At 70.6% G+C, this 15,521-nt stretch carries 12 protein-coding genes; 9 read left to right on the top strand and 3 right to left on the bottom strand.

The window, feature by feature from the left end:
• Nucleotides 1-4: 4 nt before the first annotated feature.
• Nucleotides 5-1,696 (top strand): ABC transporter ATP-binding protein, encoded by a 1,692-nt coding sequence (locus tag JIG36_RS27105; protein WP_203379203.1) that lies wholly within the window; start codon nucleotides 5-7, stop codon nucleotides 1,694-1,696.
• Entirely contained in the window at nucleotides 1,693-3,465 is a 1,773-nt protein-coding gene (locus JIG36_RS27110; RefSeq protein WP_203379204.1) for an ABC transporter ATP-binding protein, read from the top strand. The genes JIG36_RS27105 and JIG36_RS27110 overlap by 4 nt, the downstream gene beginning before the upstream one ends.
• A gap of 408 nt (nucleotides 3,466-3,873) precedes the next feature.
• On the opposite strand, the gene JIG36_RS27115 is transcribed toward JIG36_RS27110, so the two are convergent.
• From JIG36_RS27115 to groES, 3 genes are all read right to left on the bottom strand, one after another.
• Complete coding sequence (locus tag JIG36_RS27115; protein ID WP_203379205.1) at nucleotides 3,874-4,161, bottom strand: DUF1707 SHOCT-like domain-containing protein; 288 nt, start codon at nucleotides 4,159-4,161, stop codon at nucleotides 3,874-3,876.
• 312 nt (nucleotides 4,162-4,473) lie between these two features.
• Nucleotides 4,474-6,126 carry a chaperonin GroEL gene (groL, locus tag JIG36_RS27120; RefSeq protein ID WP_203379206.1) on the bottom strand — a complete coding sequence of 551 codons (1,653 nt, stop codon included), beginning with the start codon at nucleotides 6,124-6,126 and terminating at the stop codon, nucleotides 4,474-4,476.
• A 71-nt stretch (nucleotides 6,127-6,197) separates the two neighbouring features.
• Nucleotides 6,198-6,506 (bottom strand): co-chaperone GroES, encoded by a 309-nt coding sequence (groES, locus tag JIG36_RS27125; protein WP_015619077.1) that lies wholly within the window; start codon nucleotides 6,504-6,506, stop codon nucleotides 6,198-6,200.
• Nucleotides 6,507-6,772: 266 nt separating this feature from the next.
• Here groES and JIG36_RS27130 point away from each other — a divergent pair, with 266 nt between their 5' ends.
• The 7 genes from JIG36_RS27130 (at nucleotide 6,773) to JIG36_RS27160 (ending at nucleotide 15,340) form a co-directional block, all read left to right on the top strand.
• The gene (locus JIG36_RS27130) at nucleotides 6,773-8,023 is read left to right on the top strand and encodes a class I SAM-dependent methyltransferase (RefSeq protein ID WP_307872927.1); all 1,251 of its coding nucleotides are present in this window, start codon (nucleotides 6,773-6,775) and stop codon (nucleotides 8,021-8,023) included.
• A gap of 272 nt (nucleotides 8,024-8,295) precedes the next feature.
• Nucleotides 8,296-8,781, top strand: a complete 486-nt coding sequence (gene ybaK, locus JIG36_RS27135) for a Cys-tRNA(Pro) deacylase (protein WP_203379207.1) — start codon at nucleotides 8,296-8,298, stop codon at nucleotides 8,779-8,781.
• A 365-nt stretch (nucleotides 8,782-9,146) separates the two neighbouring features.
• Entirely contained in the window at nucleotides 9,147-10,253 is a 1,107-nt protein-coding gene (locus JIG36_RS27140) for a sugar ABC transporter substrate-binding protein (protein ID WP_203379208.1), read from the top strand.
• Between the two features lie 162 nt (nucleotides 10,254-10,415).
• A complete protein-coding gene (locus JIG36_RS27145) occupies nucleotides 10,416-11,231 on the top strand; it encodes an ATP-binding cassette domain-containing protein (protein WP_203379209.1) in 816 nt (271 codons plus the stop codon).
• Nucleotides 11,228-12,484 carry a sugar ABC transporter permease gene (locus JIG36_RS27150; protein ID WP_203379210.1) on the top strand — a complete coding sequence of 419 codons (1,257 nt, stop codon included), beginning with the start codon at nucleotides 11,228-11,230 and terminating at the stop codon, nucleotides 12,482-12,484. The genes JIG36_RS27145 and JIG36_RS27150 overlap by 4 nt, the downstream gene beginning before the upstream one ends.
• 34 nt (nucleotides 12,485-12,518) lie before the next feature.
• Nucleotides 12,519-13,700, top strand: a complete 1,182-nt coding sequence (locus JIG36_RS27155; RefSeq protein ID WP_203379211.1) for an ROK family transcriptional regulator — start codon at nucleotides 12,519-12,521, stop codon at nucleotides 13,698-13,700.
• Between the two features lie 62 nt (nucleotides 13,701-13,762).
• Nucleotides 13,763-15,340, top strand: coding sequence for a molybdopterin-dependent oxidoreductase (locus JIG36_RS27160; RefSeq protein WP_203379212.1), 1,578 nt, complete (start codon nucleotides 13,763-13,765; stop codon nucleotides 15,338-15,340).
• Nucleotides 15,341-15,521: the final 181 nt, after the last annotated feature.

Raw genomic sequence — 15,521 nt, forward strand, 5'->3', positions numbered from 1 at the left:
CCTGATGAAGAAGCTGCCCGACGCCGATCCCGGCCCACCCGACCACCGGTCCCCGGTCGCCTACCTGCGATGGCTGGTCCGGCGGTCGTGGAGATCGGTGTCCGCGGCCATCGCGTTCGCCGTCCTGTGGATGCTCTGCCAGGCGTTCGTCCCGGCGATCGTCGGCAAGGCGATCGACGCTGCCACCGGCCGCGACCGCCGGGCCCTGCTGATGTGGAGCCTGGTGCTGCTCGTCACCGGCATCGGGCAGGCCGTGTTCGGGGTCGTCCGCCACCGCTTCGCCCTCACCAACTTCCTGGGCGCCATGTTCACCACGATCCAGGTCACGGTCCGCAAGGCCGGGCGGCTCGGCTCGGCGCTGTCCCGCCGCCTCGACGCCGGCGAGGTCGTGGCGATCGGCACGGCCGACATCCGCCAGATCGGCGCCGCGGTCGACATCACCGCCCGCGGCACGGGTTCGCTGCTCGCGGTGGTCACCGTGACGATCATCCTGCTCACCACCTCGGTGCCGCTCGGGCTCGTGGTCGTGCTCGGCGTGCCGCTGCTGATGGCCGTCGTCGGGCTGCTGATCCGCCCGTTGCACCACCGTCAGCAGGCCTCCCGCGAGCAACAGGGCCTGCTCACCGGTCGCGCGGCCGATCTCGTGGGCGGCCTGCGGGTGCTGCGCGGTGTCGGCGGCGAGGCGGTCATGGGCGCGCGTTACCGCGAGGAGTCGCAGGTGCTGCGCGCGGCCGGGGTGCGTACGGCGCGGGTCGAGTCGCTGCTCGAAGCGGCCCAGGTGCTGCTGCCGGGCATCTTCCTGGTGCTGGTCACCTGGCTCGGCGCCCGCTTCGCGCTCGACGGGCGGATCACCGTGGGGCAGCTGGTCTCCTTCTATGCCTACGCGGCCTTCCTGGTCACGCCGTTGCGACAGCTCACCGAGGCGATCGACAAGCTGACCCGCGGCCACGTGGCGGCCCGCCGGGTCGTGACCATGCTGCGCGTGACCACCGACCTGCCCGACCCCGCCGCCCCGGTCGCCGCCGAGCGTTTCCGGGGCGAGCTGGCCGACCCGGTCTCGGGCGTGGCCATCCGGCCCGGCGAGATCACCGCGCTCGTCGCCGCCGTGCCGGCCGAGGCCGCCGAGATCGCCGACCGGCTCGGGCGTTATGCCGACGGCGCCACCGTCGACGGCGTCCCGCTGGGCTCGTTCGAGCTGGCCACGGTCCGCGAGCGGGTCCTCGTGGCCGACAACGACGCCCGCCTGTTCACCGGCCCCATGCGCGCCGACCTCGACCCGGGCGGCAGCGGCCGTCTGCCGGCGGCGCTGCACACGGCCGCCGCCACCGACATCGTCGAGGCGCTGCCCGACGGCCTCGACAGCGAGGTCGCCGAGCGCGGGCGCACGTTCTCGGGCGGCCAGCAACAGCGGTTGCGCCTGGTGCGCGCGCTGGTCGCCGACCCCGCGACGCTGATCCTGGTCGAGCCGACCAGCGCCGTCGACGCGCACACCGAGGCCCGCATCGCCGACCGCCTGACCGACGCCCGGGCCGGCCGCACGACGGTCATCTGCACGTCGAGCCCGCTGGTGCTCGACCGCACCGACCGCGTGCTGTTCGTGGAGCGGGGCCGCGTGACCGCCGACGGCACCCACCACGAGCTGCTGGCGAGCGAGCCGGCCTACGCCCGCACCGTGCTGCGCGAGGAGGCGGAGTGAGCAACCTGCTGCCGGTCGCCGACAGCGTCCAGGTCCGCCGCTATGCCCGTGACCTGTTCCGGCGCTACCCGCGAACCCTGGGCGTCACCGTCGCGCTGCACGTGCTGGCGGCCGTCGCCGGGCTGGTCGGTCCGCGGCTGCTGGGCGATCTGGTCGAGGCGATCCGGCACGGCCAGGGCGTCGGCGTGGTCGACCGGCTGGCGGCGACGATCGCCGGATTCGTTGTGCTGCAGGCGATCCTGGTCCGTTTCGCCTATCTGGCCTCGGCGCGGCTGGGCGAGCGGGTGCTGGCGACCCTCCGCGAAGAGTTCGTCGAGCGGGTCCTCGCGCTGCCGCTGTCCACGGTGGAGCGGGCCGGGTCGGGTGACCTCCTGACCCGTACGACCCGCGACGTCGACGCGCTCTCGCGATGTGTGCGGTTCGCAGTGCCTGAGACGATGATCGCGCTGATCACGGTGGCGCTGGTGGTGGGGGCGCTGGTCATCACCGGACCGTTGCTCGCGTTGCCGCTGCTCGTGGCCGTGCCGATCATCGTGGTGGGCACCCGGTGGTACCTCCGCCGTGCCCCCGCGGGTTACCTGCGTCAAAACGCGGTCTATTCGACGGTCACCGACGGCCTGGCCGAGACGGTCGAGGGCGCCCGCACGGTCGACGCGTTGCGCCGGGAGCGGCAGCGCATCGACCGTTCCGACGCCGACCTGCACCAGTCGTGGCTGGCCGAGAAATACACCCTCTTCCTTCGTACGGTGTGGTTCCCCGTGATCGAGGTCAGCTATGTGCTGCCGGTGGTCGCGACGCTGCTCGTCGGCGGCTGGCTCTACCTGCGCGGTTCGGTGTCGCTGGGCCAGCTGACGGCCGCGGTGATCTATGCGCAGCTGCTGATCGACCCGCTCGACCGCCTGCTCAGCTGGCTCGACGAGGTGCAGATCGGCGCTGCCTCGCTGGCCCGGCTGCTGGGGGTGGCGTCGCGGGAGGAGCCGATTTCCTCGTACGAGGAACCGACCGGCTCGCGCATCGAGGTGCGTGACGTGCACTTCTCCTATGTGGCCGGCCGGGAGGTGCTGCACGGTCTCGACCTGACCCTCGAACCGGGGGAGAGGCTGGCCGTGGTCGGGCCGTCGGGGGCGGGCAAGTCGACGCTGGGCCGGTTGCTGGCCGGCGTGCACGAGCCGACCGCCGGGACGATCACGGTGGGCGGGGTGCCGCTGCACGATCTTCCGCTCGACCGGCTGCGCACCGAGGTGGCGCTGGTGACGCAGGAGCATCACGTGTTCATCGGCACGGTCCGCGAGAACATCGCGATGGTGCGTCCCGGCGCGGGTGACGACGAGGTGCGGGCAGCGCTGGCCGCGGTGCACGCGCTGGAGTGGGCGTCGGCGTTGCCGGAGGGGCTCTCGACGGTGGTCGGGGCGGGTGGTCACGCCCTGACGGCGGCCCAGGCGCAGCAGCTGGCGCTGGCCCGGTTGGTGCTGGCCGACCCGCACACGCTCGTGCTCGACGAGGCGACCTCGCTGATCGATCCGCGGGCGGCGCGCGACCTGGAACGGTCGCTGGCGGCCGTGCTGCACGGGCGCACGGTGGTGGCGATCGCGCACCGGTTGTTCTCGGCCCACGACGCCGACCGGGTGGCCGTGGTGGAAGACGGGCGCATCACCGAGCTGGGTTCCCACGACGAGCTGGTGGCCGCCGACGGGCCGTATGCCGCTCTGTGGCGCTCCTGGCACGGCGAGCGCGCCCCCGACCCGGGCGAGCCCGCCCCGGCCCGCTGATCAGGCGTGCTGGGCCTGCCCGGCGGTGTGGCGTGGGCTATGCGAGCAGGCGTACTGGGTGCGCCCGGCGGTCGGCGCGGGCCATGCGAGTGGGCGTGGCCGCGGCTGGGTTGTGACGGAGCTCTGCCGGGCGTTTCCGCGCGCGGGGTATATGGCTCGTGCCGACTATCAACGGGCGGTGTGTGCGGGTGGGCTCGCGGCGGCTCGGGACGGGCGGTGTGTGCGGGTGGGCTCGCGGCGGCTCGGGACGGGCGGTGCGTGCGGTGGGCTCGCGACGGCTCGGGACGGGCGGTGCGTGCGGTGGGCTCGCGACGGCTCGGGACGGGCGGTGCCTGCGGTGGCGCGCGGCGGCTGAGCCAGGCGGAGGGTTCGTTGGCGGCTCAGGCCGGGGGCGTGCTTGCGGACGGGTCAGCCGCGGCTGAGGGCGATGAAGAAGCCGAGCAGCACCAGGGTGGCGGCGGCGATGGCGAAGAGCATGAGCAGGTCGCGGCTGGGTTTCTCGGCCGCGGCGGCGCCGGCCTGAACCGAGGCCGGCAGGTCGTTGGTGACGGCGGCCAGCTCGTCGAGGGTGCGGGCGCTGTGGGCGACCTCGGCGCGCTCGGCGAACTCGTCCAGCGTCAGGCGGCCGGCGCCGGCGTGCTCTTCTAGCGCGGCGACCGTGCGTTCGCGGTCCTCGTCGGAAGCGCGGATTTCCACGGCCGCACTCTACTCCCGCCACGCGACCCACGGCAGACAACGAAGCGAGGCCGTGCGAGAGGGGCACGCGCGAGAGAGGGGCACGCGCGAGAGAGCGGTGGGTGCGAGAGGGACATGCGCGAGAGAGCGGTGGATACGAGAGGGGCACGCGTCAGGAGGGGAACGCATGGGAGGGAACGCATAGGAGGCGCACGTCGGGAGGGGCGCGCGGGGAGGGTGCCTCCGGGAAAGGAGCGCACGGGACAGGCGGCGGCTGGCAAACGGAAAGGGCGCGCCCCCAGTGGGGACGCGCCCTTCGGTGTTGCGGTCGGGTCAGAAACCCGGGCCGTGCTGGTGGCCGTGGCCACCGTGGCTGTGGCCGTGACCGTGGCCGCCTGCGGCAGCCTCGGGCTCGGCCGGCTTGTCGACCACGAGGCTTTCCGTGGTCAGCAGCAGCCCGGCGATCGAGACGGCGTTGGAGACCGCGTTGCGGGTCACCTTGACCGGGTCGATGATGCCGGAGGCCGCCAGGTCGACGTATTCGTCGGTGGCCGCGTTGAGGCCGTGGCCCCAACCCAGCTCGGCGACCTTGCCCACCACGACGTAGCCGTCGTGGCCGGCGTTCTGCGCGATCCAGCGCAGCGGCTCCACCAGCGCCTTGCGGACGATGGTGACGCCGATCGCCTCTTCGCCGGTGAGGCCGAGACCGCTGTCGAGCTCCGTGGCCACCTGGGCCAGGGCGGCGCCGCCGCCGGGGACGGTGCCCTCCTCGACCGCGGCCTTGGTCGCCGCGATGGCGTCCTCGATGCGGTGCTTGCGCTCCTTCATCTCGACCTCGGTGGCCGCGCCGACCTTAATCACCGCGATGCCGCCGGAGAGCTTCGCGAGGCGCTCCTGGAGCTTCTCGCGGTCCCAGTCGGAGTCGGAGGCCTCGATCTCCTTGCGGATCTGCGCGACCCGGTCGGTGACCTCGGAGGACTTGCCCCCGCCGTCGACGATCGTGGTGTTCTCCTTGTCGACCACGACGCGCCGGGCGGTGCCCAGCATGTCGAGGGTGACCTGGTCGAGCTTGTAACCGAGCTCGGGGGCGACCAGCTCGCCACCGGTGGCGATCGCCATGTCCTGCAGCATCGCCTTGCGCCGGTCACCGAAGCCGGGCGCCTTGACGGCGGCCACCTTCAGCGTCTTGCGCAGCGCGTTGACCACCAGCGTGGACAGGGCCTGGCCCTCGACGTCCTCCGCGATGATCAGCAGCGGCTTGCCGGACTGCAGAACCTTCTCCAGCAGCGGGAGCATCTCTTCGATGCTGGAGATCTTCTGGGTCGTGATCAGGATGTGCGCGTCTTCGAGGACGGCCTCCTGCGACTCGGCGTCGGTCACGAAGTTCGGCGAGATGAAGCCCTTGTCGAACTGCAGACCCTCGGTGACCTCGAGCTCGGTCAGCATGGCCGAGCCCTCCTCGACGGTGATGACACCGTCGCGGCCGACCCGGTCCATCGCCTCGGCGATCAGCTCGCCGATGGTGGCGTCCTGGGCCGAGATGGTGGCCACGTTCGCGATCGCCTTGTGGTCGGCGACCTCGACGGCCTTGGCCAGCAGAGCCTTGGAGATCGTCTCGGCGGCCAGGTCCATGCCGCGCTTGAGACCGATCGGGTTGGCACCCGCGGTCACGTTGCGCAGGCCCTCGCGCACCAGCGCCTGGGCGAGCACCGTCGCGGTGGTGGTCCCGTCGCCGGCGACGTCGTTGGTCTTGGTCGCCACCTCCTTGACCAGCTGCGCGCCGAGGTTCTCGTACGGGTCGGTGAGCTCGATCTCCTTGGCGATGGTGACGCCGTCGTTGGTGATCGTGGGAGCGCCGAACTTCTTGTCCAGGACGACGTTGCGGCCGCGCGGGCCGAGGGTGACCTTGACCGTGTCGGCGAGCGAGTTGACGCCGTGCTCGAGCAGGTGGCGGGCGTCGTCAGAGAAGCTGAGAATCTTCGCCATATGGGGTCCCTTCACGCACCAACGCCCTGGCCCGTCAGGAACGGACCAGGGCGATCAGCACTGTCAGTAGGTCACTTCTCGATGACCGCGAGGACGTCGCGGGCGGAGAGCACCAGGTACTCCTCGCCGGCGTACTTGACCTCGGTGCCGCCGTACTTCGAGTAGAGGACCGTCTCGCCGACCTTCACGTCAACCGGGATGCGGTTGCCCTTGTCGTCGATGCGGCCGGGGCCCACAGCGAGGACGGTGCCCTCCTGCGGCTTCTCCTTGGCGGTGTCGGGGATCACGATGCCCGACGCCGTGGTCGTCTCAGCCTCGTTCGCCTGGACCACGATGCGGTCCTCGAGCGGCTTGATCGCAACCTTGGTCGCGGTAGTCACGGGCATACCCTCCTGGGTACAGGTTTGCCGACCAGAGACTGGCCGGGCTTATGCCTCATGCCACCGGGCGGGGCCGTCGTCGCGGGTGCCGGTCCGCCTGGTGCCAAGCCGCAGTCCCGGATGGGCCCGCGGCTGGCACCCTCATGTTGAGAGTGCTAATCGGAGATTAGGCCGGAACTAGCACTCCGTCAACCAGAGTGCCAACGTACGTGGCGCCGGGCCGAGCTGGTGTCCGGTCATCGCCCCGGTGCCCGGAGAATGGCAGCGTGAATGCCGAGTCGACCACCTCATTGCGTACGCCCGAAGGGGTGAACGCCCTGGCTCTGGCTCGCGAGGCGGCCACCGGCGACCCGCTCGCCGCCGCCTCGGCGCTGCGCTCGGCCGGAGTGCCGCCGGCCCTGGCCGCCGCCGCGCTGACCCAGGTCGATCTGCGACGCCGCGCGACCTCGAAGTTCGGCCCGGACGCCGAGCTGATGTTCTTCACGCGGGCCGGTCTGGAGCAGGCGACCCGGTCCGTCGTCGCCGACCGCCGCGCGGCCCGGCTCGCCGCGTCGGGGGTGCGGACCCTGGCCGATCTCGGCTGCGGTCTCGGGTCCGACGCGATCGCCGCGGCCAGACAGGGCATTTCCGTGTACGCGGTGGAGGCCGACCCCGCCACGGCCGAGCTCACGGCGGCCAACGTCGCCGCGCTCGGCCTGGACGACCGGGTGCGTGTCGAGTGCGCGGACGCGACGACCGTACGGGTGGAGGACTTCGACGCGGTCTTCGCCGACCCGGCGCGCCGCAAGGCCGGCCGCGGCCGCGTGTTCGACCCCCGCGCCTATTCGCCTCCGTGGGACTTCATCGCGGGTCTGGCCGATCGGGTCCCGCGCACGGTGCTCAAGCTGGCCCCGGGAATCGACCACGATCTGCTGCCGCCGGGCGCCGAGGGGGAGTGGGTGAGCGTGGGCGGCGACCTGGTCGAGGCCGCGTTCTGGTGCGGCCCGCTCGCCGAGGCTCCCCGCCGCGCGACGTTGCTGCCCGCCGCCGCGAAGTCCGCCACCGGAGCACCCGTCACCCCGAGCCCCGGCGCGCCGGGTGCGGGTGCGTCGAGTGGGGCGAACCCGGAGGTGGAACTGACCGGGAGCGGGACCCGGTCGGCGCCGGTCGGCGGGGTGGGGGCCTACCTCTACGACCCCGACCCGGCCGTGGTGCGGTCGCATCTGGTGGCCGAGTTCGCCGAGACCGTCAACGGCCGGCTCGCCGACCCCGACATCGCGTACGTCTACACGGACGAGGCGCACGTGACGCCGTACGGGAGACGGTTGGAGATCACCGACGTGCTGGCGTTCTCGCTGAAGCGGCTGCGCGCTCTGCTGCGGGAGCGCGGGGTGGGGCGGCTCGAGATCCGCAAGCGCGGCTCGGCCCTGGAGCCGGAACAGCTGCGCCGTGATCTCAAGCTGTCGGGGCCGAACGGGGCCTCGATCGTGCTGACCCGGGTGGCGGGCGCGCCCACCGTGATCCTCTGCAAGGAGTGAGAGGCGCGGAAGGGAGGCGCGGCGCGCGCAGGTTGTGAAGCGAGCGGGGAGGCGCGGCGCGCGCAGGTTGTGAAGCGAGCGGGGAGGCGCGGCGCGCGCGGGTTGTGAAGCGAGCGAGGAGGCGCGGCGCGCGCAGGTTGTGAAGCGAGCGAAGAGGCGCGGGCGCGCGCAAGGCGTGGCGCGTTGGAGGCTGGCGCTCGTGGGGCGTGGGAAGCGCGACGCGCGGGGTGAGGCGGCGGGCGGAAGCGGGCGGCGGGAGTAGCGTGCGCGGCATGGCTAAGAAGGCCGCCGCCGGGACGCCGGCCACCGCGCTGCTCACCGGGCAGAAGGTCGAGCACACCCTCCATCCGTACGACGTCTCGCCGGACGCGCCCAACTATGGCGCGCTCGTCGCCGAGGCGTTGGGGATCGGGCCCGGGCGGGTCTTCAAGACGCTGATCGCGGACGTCGACGGCAGCCTGGTCGTCGGCGTGGTGCCGGTGACCGGCGACCTGGATCTGAAGGCGCTCGCGCACGCCGCCGGGGGCAAACGGGCAAACCTTGCCGATCGCGCCGCCGCCGAGCGGAGCAGTGGATATGTCCGGGGCGGCATCAGCCCGCTCGGACAGCGTAAGAAGTTGCCGACGGTCATCGACGACTCGGCACTTGATCTTGATCGGATGTATGTCTCGGCGGGGCGGCGCGGGCTTCAGGTAGCACTGGCTCCGGCCGATCTCATCCGGCTCACGGAAGCGGTTACGGCGACAATCCGGACATAAGGTCGAATTCCACCGTCCGATAGCGAGCCGTTACGACAACGTTACGCGCCGGGGGGATCTTTCTCCCGAGAATGGTGCAGAGCGGGCGCCGACCTGACTTAGCGTCACATCGTGAGTCACGTCAGCGATCGATCGGAGGAGCGTTCTCCCTCTATCACTGCCGTGTTGCCGGATTGTTATGCCGGGTTACGAGATCGGCTGGCGACACCGCTTGTGTAACCGGCCGCAACGGGAATACGTTGCCGGACACAACAAACTAGCTCCTGATCAATTTTGATCTCTCGGCGTCTCGGGGAGCGACACTCCCGCAGCGCACACCATCGAATCCGATGAAGGCCCGGATTTACCTGAAAGGAAACCTAGGAATGCGTAAGGGACTGTTCGCCCTTGCCGCGGTCGGCCTGCTGGCCACCGGCAGCATGGCCGCTTGCGGCGACGACAGCGGCACCGACTCCGGCAGCGACACCGGCAGCAACTCCTCCGCGGGCAAGGTCGGCATCATCCTGCCCGACACCAAGAGCTCGCAGCGGTGGGGCACCGATGACCCGAAGTTCCTGAAGGCGGCGTTCGACGCGGCCGGCGTTCAGGCTGAGATCCAGAACGCGCAGGGTGACAAGACCCAGTTCCAGACCATCGCCGACGGCATGATCTCGAGCGGCGTCAAGGTCCTCATGATCGTCAACCTGGACTCGGGTACCGGTAAGGCCGTCCTCGAGAAGGCCAAGAAGGCCGGTATCGCGACGATCGACTACGACCGCCTGACCCTGAGCGGCGGCGCTGACTACTACGTGTCGTTCGACAACGTCGCGGTCGGCAAGCTCCAGGGCGAGGGCCTGGTCAAGTGCCTCGAGGAGAAGAAGTACACCAAGCCGGTCGTCGCCGAGCTCAACGGCTCCCCGACCGACAACAACGCCACCCTGTTCGCCCAGGGCTACGACGGCGTCCTTGACCCGAAGTACGCCGACGGCACCTTCACCAAGGGCCCGAACCAGGACGTTCCGGACTGGGACAACGCGCAGGCCGGCACCATCTTCGAGCAGATGCTGACCTCGAACAAGCAGATCAAGGGCGTCCTCGCGGCGAACGACGGCCTCGGCAACGCGGCCATCTCGGTGCTGAAGAAGAACAAGCTGAACGGCCAGGTCCCGGTCACCGGCCAGGACGCCACCGTGCAGGGTCTGCAGAACATCCTCGCCGGCGACCAGTGCATGACGGTCTACAAGGCGATCAAGAAGGAGGCCGACGCGGCTTCCGAGCTGGCGATCGCGCTGGCCAAGGGCGAGAAGCCCACCACCGCCACGGGCACCACCAAGGACCCGGAGTCGGGTACCGACGTTCCCTCCGTGCTGCTCGAGCCGCAGTCGATCACCAAGGAGAACGTCAAGGACGTCATCGCTGACGGCTTCGTGACCAAGGACGCGGTCTGCACCGCCGACTTCGCGAAGGCGTGCACCGAAGCGGGCATCAGCTGAAAAACCCTCAACTGATGTCGGGTTAGACCCGAACTGACGACGGCGCCGCTCATCCCCCGCTCCCCGGGGGTATGGGCGGCGCCGGAATTGGGTTTCACCCCCCTCGCCGCCCCGGCCATCGTCGCGGGCGGCAAACCGGTCACTCAGCGAAGGAGAACCACCGTGGCCGCGACACCCCTCTTGGAGCTCAGCGGGATCAACAAAGGATTCGGTCCCGTTCAGGTCCTGCACGACGTCGGCTTGAGCGTCTACCCCGGCGAGGTCACCGCACTCGTCGGCGACAACGGCGCCGGCAAGTCGACGCTGGTCAAGTGCATCAGTGGCATTTATCAGATCGACTCCGGCACGGTGACCTTCGAGGGCAACCAGGTAGCGATCCACAGCCCCAGCGACGCCTCCGGGCTGGGCATCGAGGTCGTCTACCAGGACCTCGCTCTGTGCGACAACCTGGACGTCGTCCAGAACATGTTCCTCGGACGCGAGAAGAAGCGCGGCATCGTGCTCGATGAGCCGACCATGGAACAAATGGCCGGCGACGCCCTCGCCAGCCTCTCGGTGCGCACCTTGAAGTCGCTGCGGCAGCTGGTCGCCAGCCTTTCCGGTGGGCAGCGACAGACCGTGGCGATCGCCAAGGCCGTGCTGTGGAACTCGAAGATCGTGATCCTGGACGAGCCGACCGCCGCCCTCGGCGTGGCGCAGACCGCCCAGGTGCTCGAACTGGTCCGCCGCCTGGCCGACAACGGTCTCGGCGTCGTGCTGATCTCGCACAACATGAACGACGTGTTCGCGGTCTCCGACCGGATCGCGGCGCTCTACCTCGGCCGGATGGCGGCCCAGGTCAAGACCACCGATGTGACCCACTCCCAGGTGGTCGAGCTCATCACCGGCGGCCGCAGCGGCAACATCGGCCTGCCTCCCGAGAAGCCGGCTGACTTCGGCGGGGACGTCGTCGACATCACGCCGGGAGGCGACAAGTGACCACCACCACAACCACCACGGCCGGCGGCGTCAAGGTCGTCAAGCCGACCGTCGCCAGTTACATCAACGACTACTGGGGCCGCGTGCGCGGCGGCGACCTCGGCACCCTGCCCGCCATCCTCGGCCTGATCGTCCTGAGCCTGATCTTCGGCATCGCCCGGGACACCTTCTTCAGCGGCCTCAACTTCGCGAACCTGTTCAACCAGAGCGCGCAGGTTGTCTTCATCGCGATGGGCCTGATCTTCGTCCTGCTGCTGGGCGAGATCGACCTCTCCGCCGGTTTCGCCTCCGGTGTGTGCGGCGCGGTCGTCGCGATCCTGCTGACCAACCACGGCTGGGACTGGTACACCGCCATCCCGGTCGCGCTGATCACCGGCATCATCATCGGCTTCGTGCTGGGCTTCCTGGTGGCCAAGCTCGGGATCCCGTCGTTCGTCGTCACCCTGGCCGCATTCCTGGCCTTCCAGGGCGTCCTGCTGGTCCTGCTCGGCGGCGGCACCAACATCTCGACCCGCAACGAGTTCTTCAACGCGCTCAACAACAACAACCTGTCGGTGACGTGGAGCTGGATCCTCGCCATCCTCGCCGTCGTCGGTTACGCCGGGGTGCAGTTCAACCAGATGCGCAGCCGGGCCAAGCGGAACCTGGTCACCGACCCCCTGGGCATTGTGCTGATGCGCATCGGCGGTCTGGCGGTGCTGCTGCTGGTGGCGACCGCGATCCTCACCCAGGAGCGCGCGATCAACCCGGCGATCAACTCGCTCAAGGGTGTGCCGATCGTCGTCCCGATCATCGGCTTCTTCCTGGTGCTGTGGACCTTCGTCCTGGGTCGCACCAGCTACGGCCGGCACGTCTACGCCGTCGGTGGCAACACCGAGGCCGCCCGCCGCGCCGGTATCCCGGTCGACCGCATCCGCATCTCGGTCTTCGTCATCGGCTCGTTCATGGCCGCGATCGGCGGCATCATGGCCGTCAGCCGGGCCAGCTCGGTCGACCCGAACACCGGTGGCAGCAACATCCTGCTGTACTCGGTGGGCGCGGCCGTCATCGGTGGCACCAGCCTCTTCGGTGGCAAGGGCAAGGTGATCAACGCCGTCATCGGTGGTGCGGTGATCGCCGTCATCGACAACGGCATGACGCTCATGGGCTTCAACTCGGGCACCAAGTTCATCGTCACCGGCCTGATCCTGCTGGTCGCCGCGAGCGTCGACGCCTTGGCCCGGCGCAGAGCGGCCGCTACCGGCAACCGATGAACGACAGCCGCCTGGAACCGGGGACGGCACGCTGATGCGAGCCGGCCCCAGCCAGGAGGAGGTGCGCCGGCACAATCTCGGGACGCTGCTCCGGTACGTACACGTACACGGGGCAACGTCCCGGGCGGAACTCACCAACCGGCTCGGTCTGAACCGAAGCACCATCGGGGCCCTGACCGCCGACCTGACCACCGCCGGGTTGGTCAGCGAGGCGGCACCACGAGAGACCGGCCGGGCCGGGCGACCGTCGCTGGTCGTCCGGCCCGAGTCGTCCCGGGTGTACGCGTACGCCCTGAGCATCGAGGTGGACCGCCTGCGGGCGGCCCGCGTCGGGCTGGGCGGGCGCATCCTGGACCGCCGCGAGACCGACCGGCCGCGCGGCATGCAGGTGCTCGACGCGGTGCAGCCGCTGGCCGAGTTCGTCCGCGAGTTGCGTGCCGGCGTGCCCGACGACGACACCCGCCACGTCGGCACCGGCGTGGCGGTGGCGGGAATGGTGCGCCGCGCCGACGGCATGGTGCGCCTGGCCCCCACCATCGGCTGGGTCGAGGAGCCGGTCGGGGCGGCGCTGCGCGCGGAACTGGGCGACGTGGGCCGGCTGACCCTGGGCAACCACGCCGACGTCTCCGCCCTGGTCGAGCACAGCCGGGGCGCGGCCGCCGGCTGCGACAACGTCATCTACCTCTTCGGCGACGTCGGGGTGGGCGCCGGCATCATCGCCGACGGCCGCCGGGTGGCCGGGCACGGCGGGTACGGCGGCGAGGTCGGCCACATGGTCGTCAACCCGTACGGCCGGGAGTGCAGTTGCGGTTCGCGCGGCTGCTGGGAGACCGAGATCGGCGAGTACGCGCTGCTCAAGCACGCCGGACGAGGCGACCGCTCCGGCCGCGAGGCGGTGCTCGGCGTCGTCGACGCGGCCATGCGCGGCGACAGCCAGGCCCAGTTCGCCGTGCGTCAGGTCGGCGAGTGGCTCGGCTTCGGCGTCGGCAACCTGGTCAACATCTTCAACCCCGAGGCCGTGATCTTCGGCGGCACCCTGCGCGACATCTACCTGGTGGCCGCGGCCCAGATCCGAAGCCGTCTCAACGCCATCGCCCTGCCCGCCTGCCGCGAGCACATCCGCCTGCGCACCCCCGAGCTGGGCAACGACGCGGCCCTGATCGGCGCGGCCGAGCTCGCCTTCGAACATCTCCTCGAGGACCCGCTACTGACCTGATCCGCAAGATCCGTCAGCGTTCCGTAACAACTCCGGGGTGACGCGGCGAGCATGATTGAGGGGTGAAGCAATCGGTACGCGCCGGGCTGTCCGGCGTGGCTGCTGCCGCCGTTGCGGTCGGGGTGGCCGAGGTCGTGGCGGTTCTGACCGGGCCGTTGTCGGCGCCTCTGATCGCTGTCGGCGGTGTGGTGGTCGACAACGTCCCGGCCGCGGTCAAGGATTTCGGCGTCCAGGTGTTCGGGGTGCACGACAAGACGGCGCTGATCGTGGGGACGGCGATCCTGCTCGCGCTCTATGCGTACGGGATCGGTGTGGTCGCCCGGCGCTCGTGGGCGGTGGCCCTGTCCGGCATCGGGCTGTTCGCGGCCGTCGGGGTGGCGGCCGCCCTGACCCGGCACGACGCGGGGATCTTCGCGTGGCTGCCCAGTGTGGTGGGGGCGGCGCTGGCCGCTTGGGTGCTGCGGCTCCTGCTCGAACGGGCGGAGGTCGCAGGCGACACGACGTACGGGAAAGCGCGCGACGAGGCTCACGGGAAAGCGCGGGACGAGGCGCACGGAAAAGCGCGCGACGATGCGTACGGGAAAGATCGTCGCGGTTTTCTCAAGGCGCTCGGCATCACGGTGGGCGCGGCGGCGGTCGCGGGCTTCGGCGGACGATGGCTGACCTCGCGGCAGGCGGTGACGGCGGCCCGCAACGACGTCGTTCTTCCGGCGGCCCGGCAGACCGTGGCCCCGCTGCCGGCCGGAGTGCAGGTGCCGGGCGTGACGCCGTACGTGTCGCCCAACAAGAACTTCTATCGGATCGACACCGCCCTCATCCCGCCCCAGATCGACCCGGCCACCTGGCAGCTGCGGATCCACGGCATGGTGCGCAACCCGATCACGCTCACGTGGGAGCAGCTGCTGCAGCGCCCGATGGTCGAGCGCTACGTGACGCTGGCCTGCGTGTCCAACGAGGTGGGCGGGGATCTGATCGGCAACGCGCTCTGGCTGGGCACACCGGTGCGGGAGCTGCTCGAGGAGGCGGGTCCGTTGCCGGGCGCCGACCAGGTGGTGCAGCGGGCGGTGGACGGGTGGACCTGTGGCAGCCCGACGTCGGCTCTGATGGACGGGCGGGACGCGCTGCTCGCGGTCGGCATGAACGGACAGCCTCTTCCGATCGACCACGGCTTTCCCGTACGGATGGTGGTGCCGGGCCTGTACGGCTATGTGAGCGCCTGCAAGTGGATCACCGAGATCGAGCTCAGCCGCTTCTCCGACTTCGACGCCTACTGGGTGCCGCGCGGCTGGTCGCAGCAGGCCCCGATCAAGACCGGGTCGCGGATCGACACGCCCCGCGACGGTGGCCGGCGCGACGCCGGGACCGTCGTGGTCGGCGGTGTCGCCTGGGCCCAGCACCGGGGGATCAAGAAGGTCGAGGTCCAGGTCGACGACGGGCCGTGGGCCGAGGCGACCCTGGCCGCGACGGTGTCGAGCGACACCTGGCGCGAGTGGAGCTGGTCGTGGCCGGCGACCCCGGGGGAGCACTCACTCCGGGTACGCGCCACCGACGGGCAGGGTGTCACGCAGACGAGCACTCCGGCTCCGCCCGCTCCCGACGGGGCGGCGGGGTGGCATCAGATCAGCGTCGGCATCGAGTGACGTTCCGGCGGAGGCGGCATCGGACCGGTCTCGGCATCGAGTGACGTGCCGGTTACTTGAAGGCCGCACCAGGCGTCCGTCGTTGGTGCGCAAGTCGCTCATACGGTGGCTTGCATGTCCACCAATGCGGTTGATGAAAAGCCGTCGAACAACGCGACCCGGCCCCCGATAGGGGACCGGA

Origin of the sequence: Paractinoplanes ovalisporus (genome assembly GCF_016834655.1) — a bacterium.
GTDB lineage: Bacteria > Actinomycetota > Actinomycetes > Mycobacteriales > Micromonosporaceae > Actinoplanes > Actinoplanes ovalisporus.

Excerpts from the sequence above, each read along its gene's own strand:
- JIG36_RS27155 (WP_203379211.1), top strand. The coding sequence starts at position 12,519 with ATGCGAGCCGGCCCCAGCCAGGAGGAGGTGCGCCGGCACAATCTCGGG.
- ybaK (WP_203379207.1), top strand. The coding sequence starts at position 8,296 with ATGGCTAAGAAGGCCGCCGCCGGGACGCCGGCCACCGCGCTGCTCACC.
- groL (WP_203379206.1), bottom strand. The coding sequence starts at position 6,126 with ATGGCGAAGATTCTCAGCTTCTCTGACGACGCCCGCCACCTGCTCGAG.
- JIG36_RS27105 (WP_203379203.1), top strand. The coding sequence starts at position 5 with ATGAAGAAGCTGCCCGACGCCGATCCCGGCCCACCCGACCACCGGTCC.
- JIG36_RS27140 (WP_203379208.1), top strand. The coding sequence starts at position 9,147 with ATGCGTAAGGGACTGTTCGCCCTTGCCGCGGTCGGCCTGCTGGCCACC.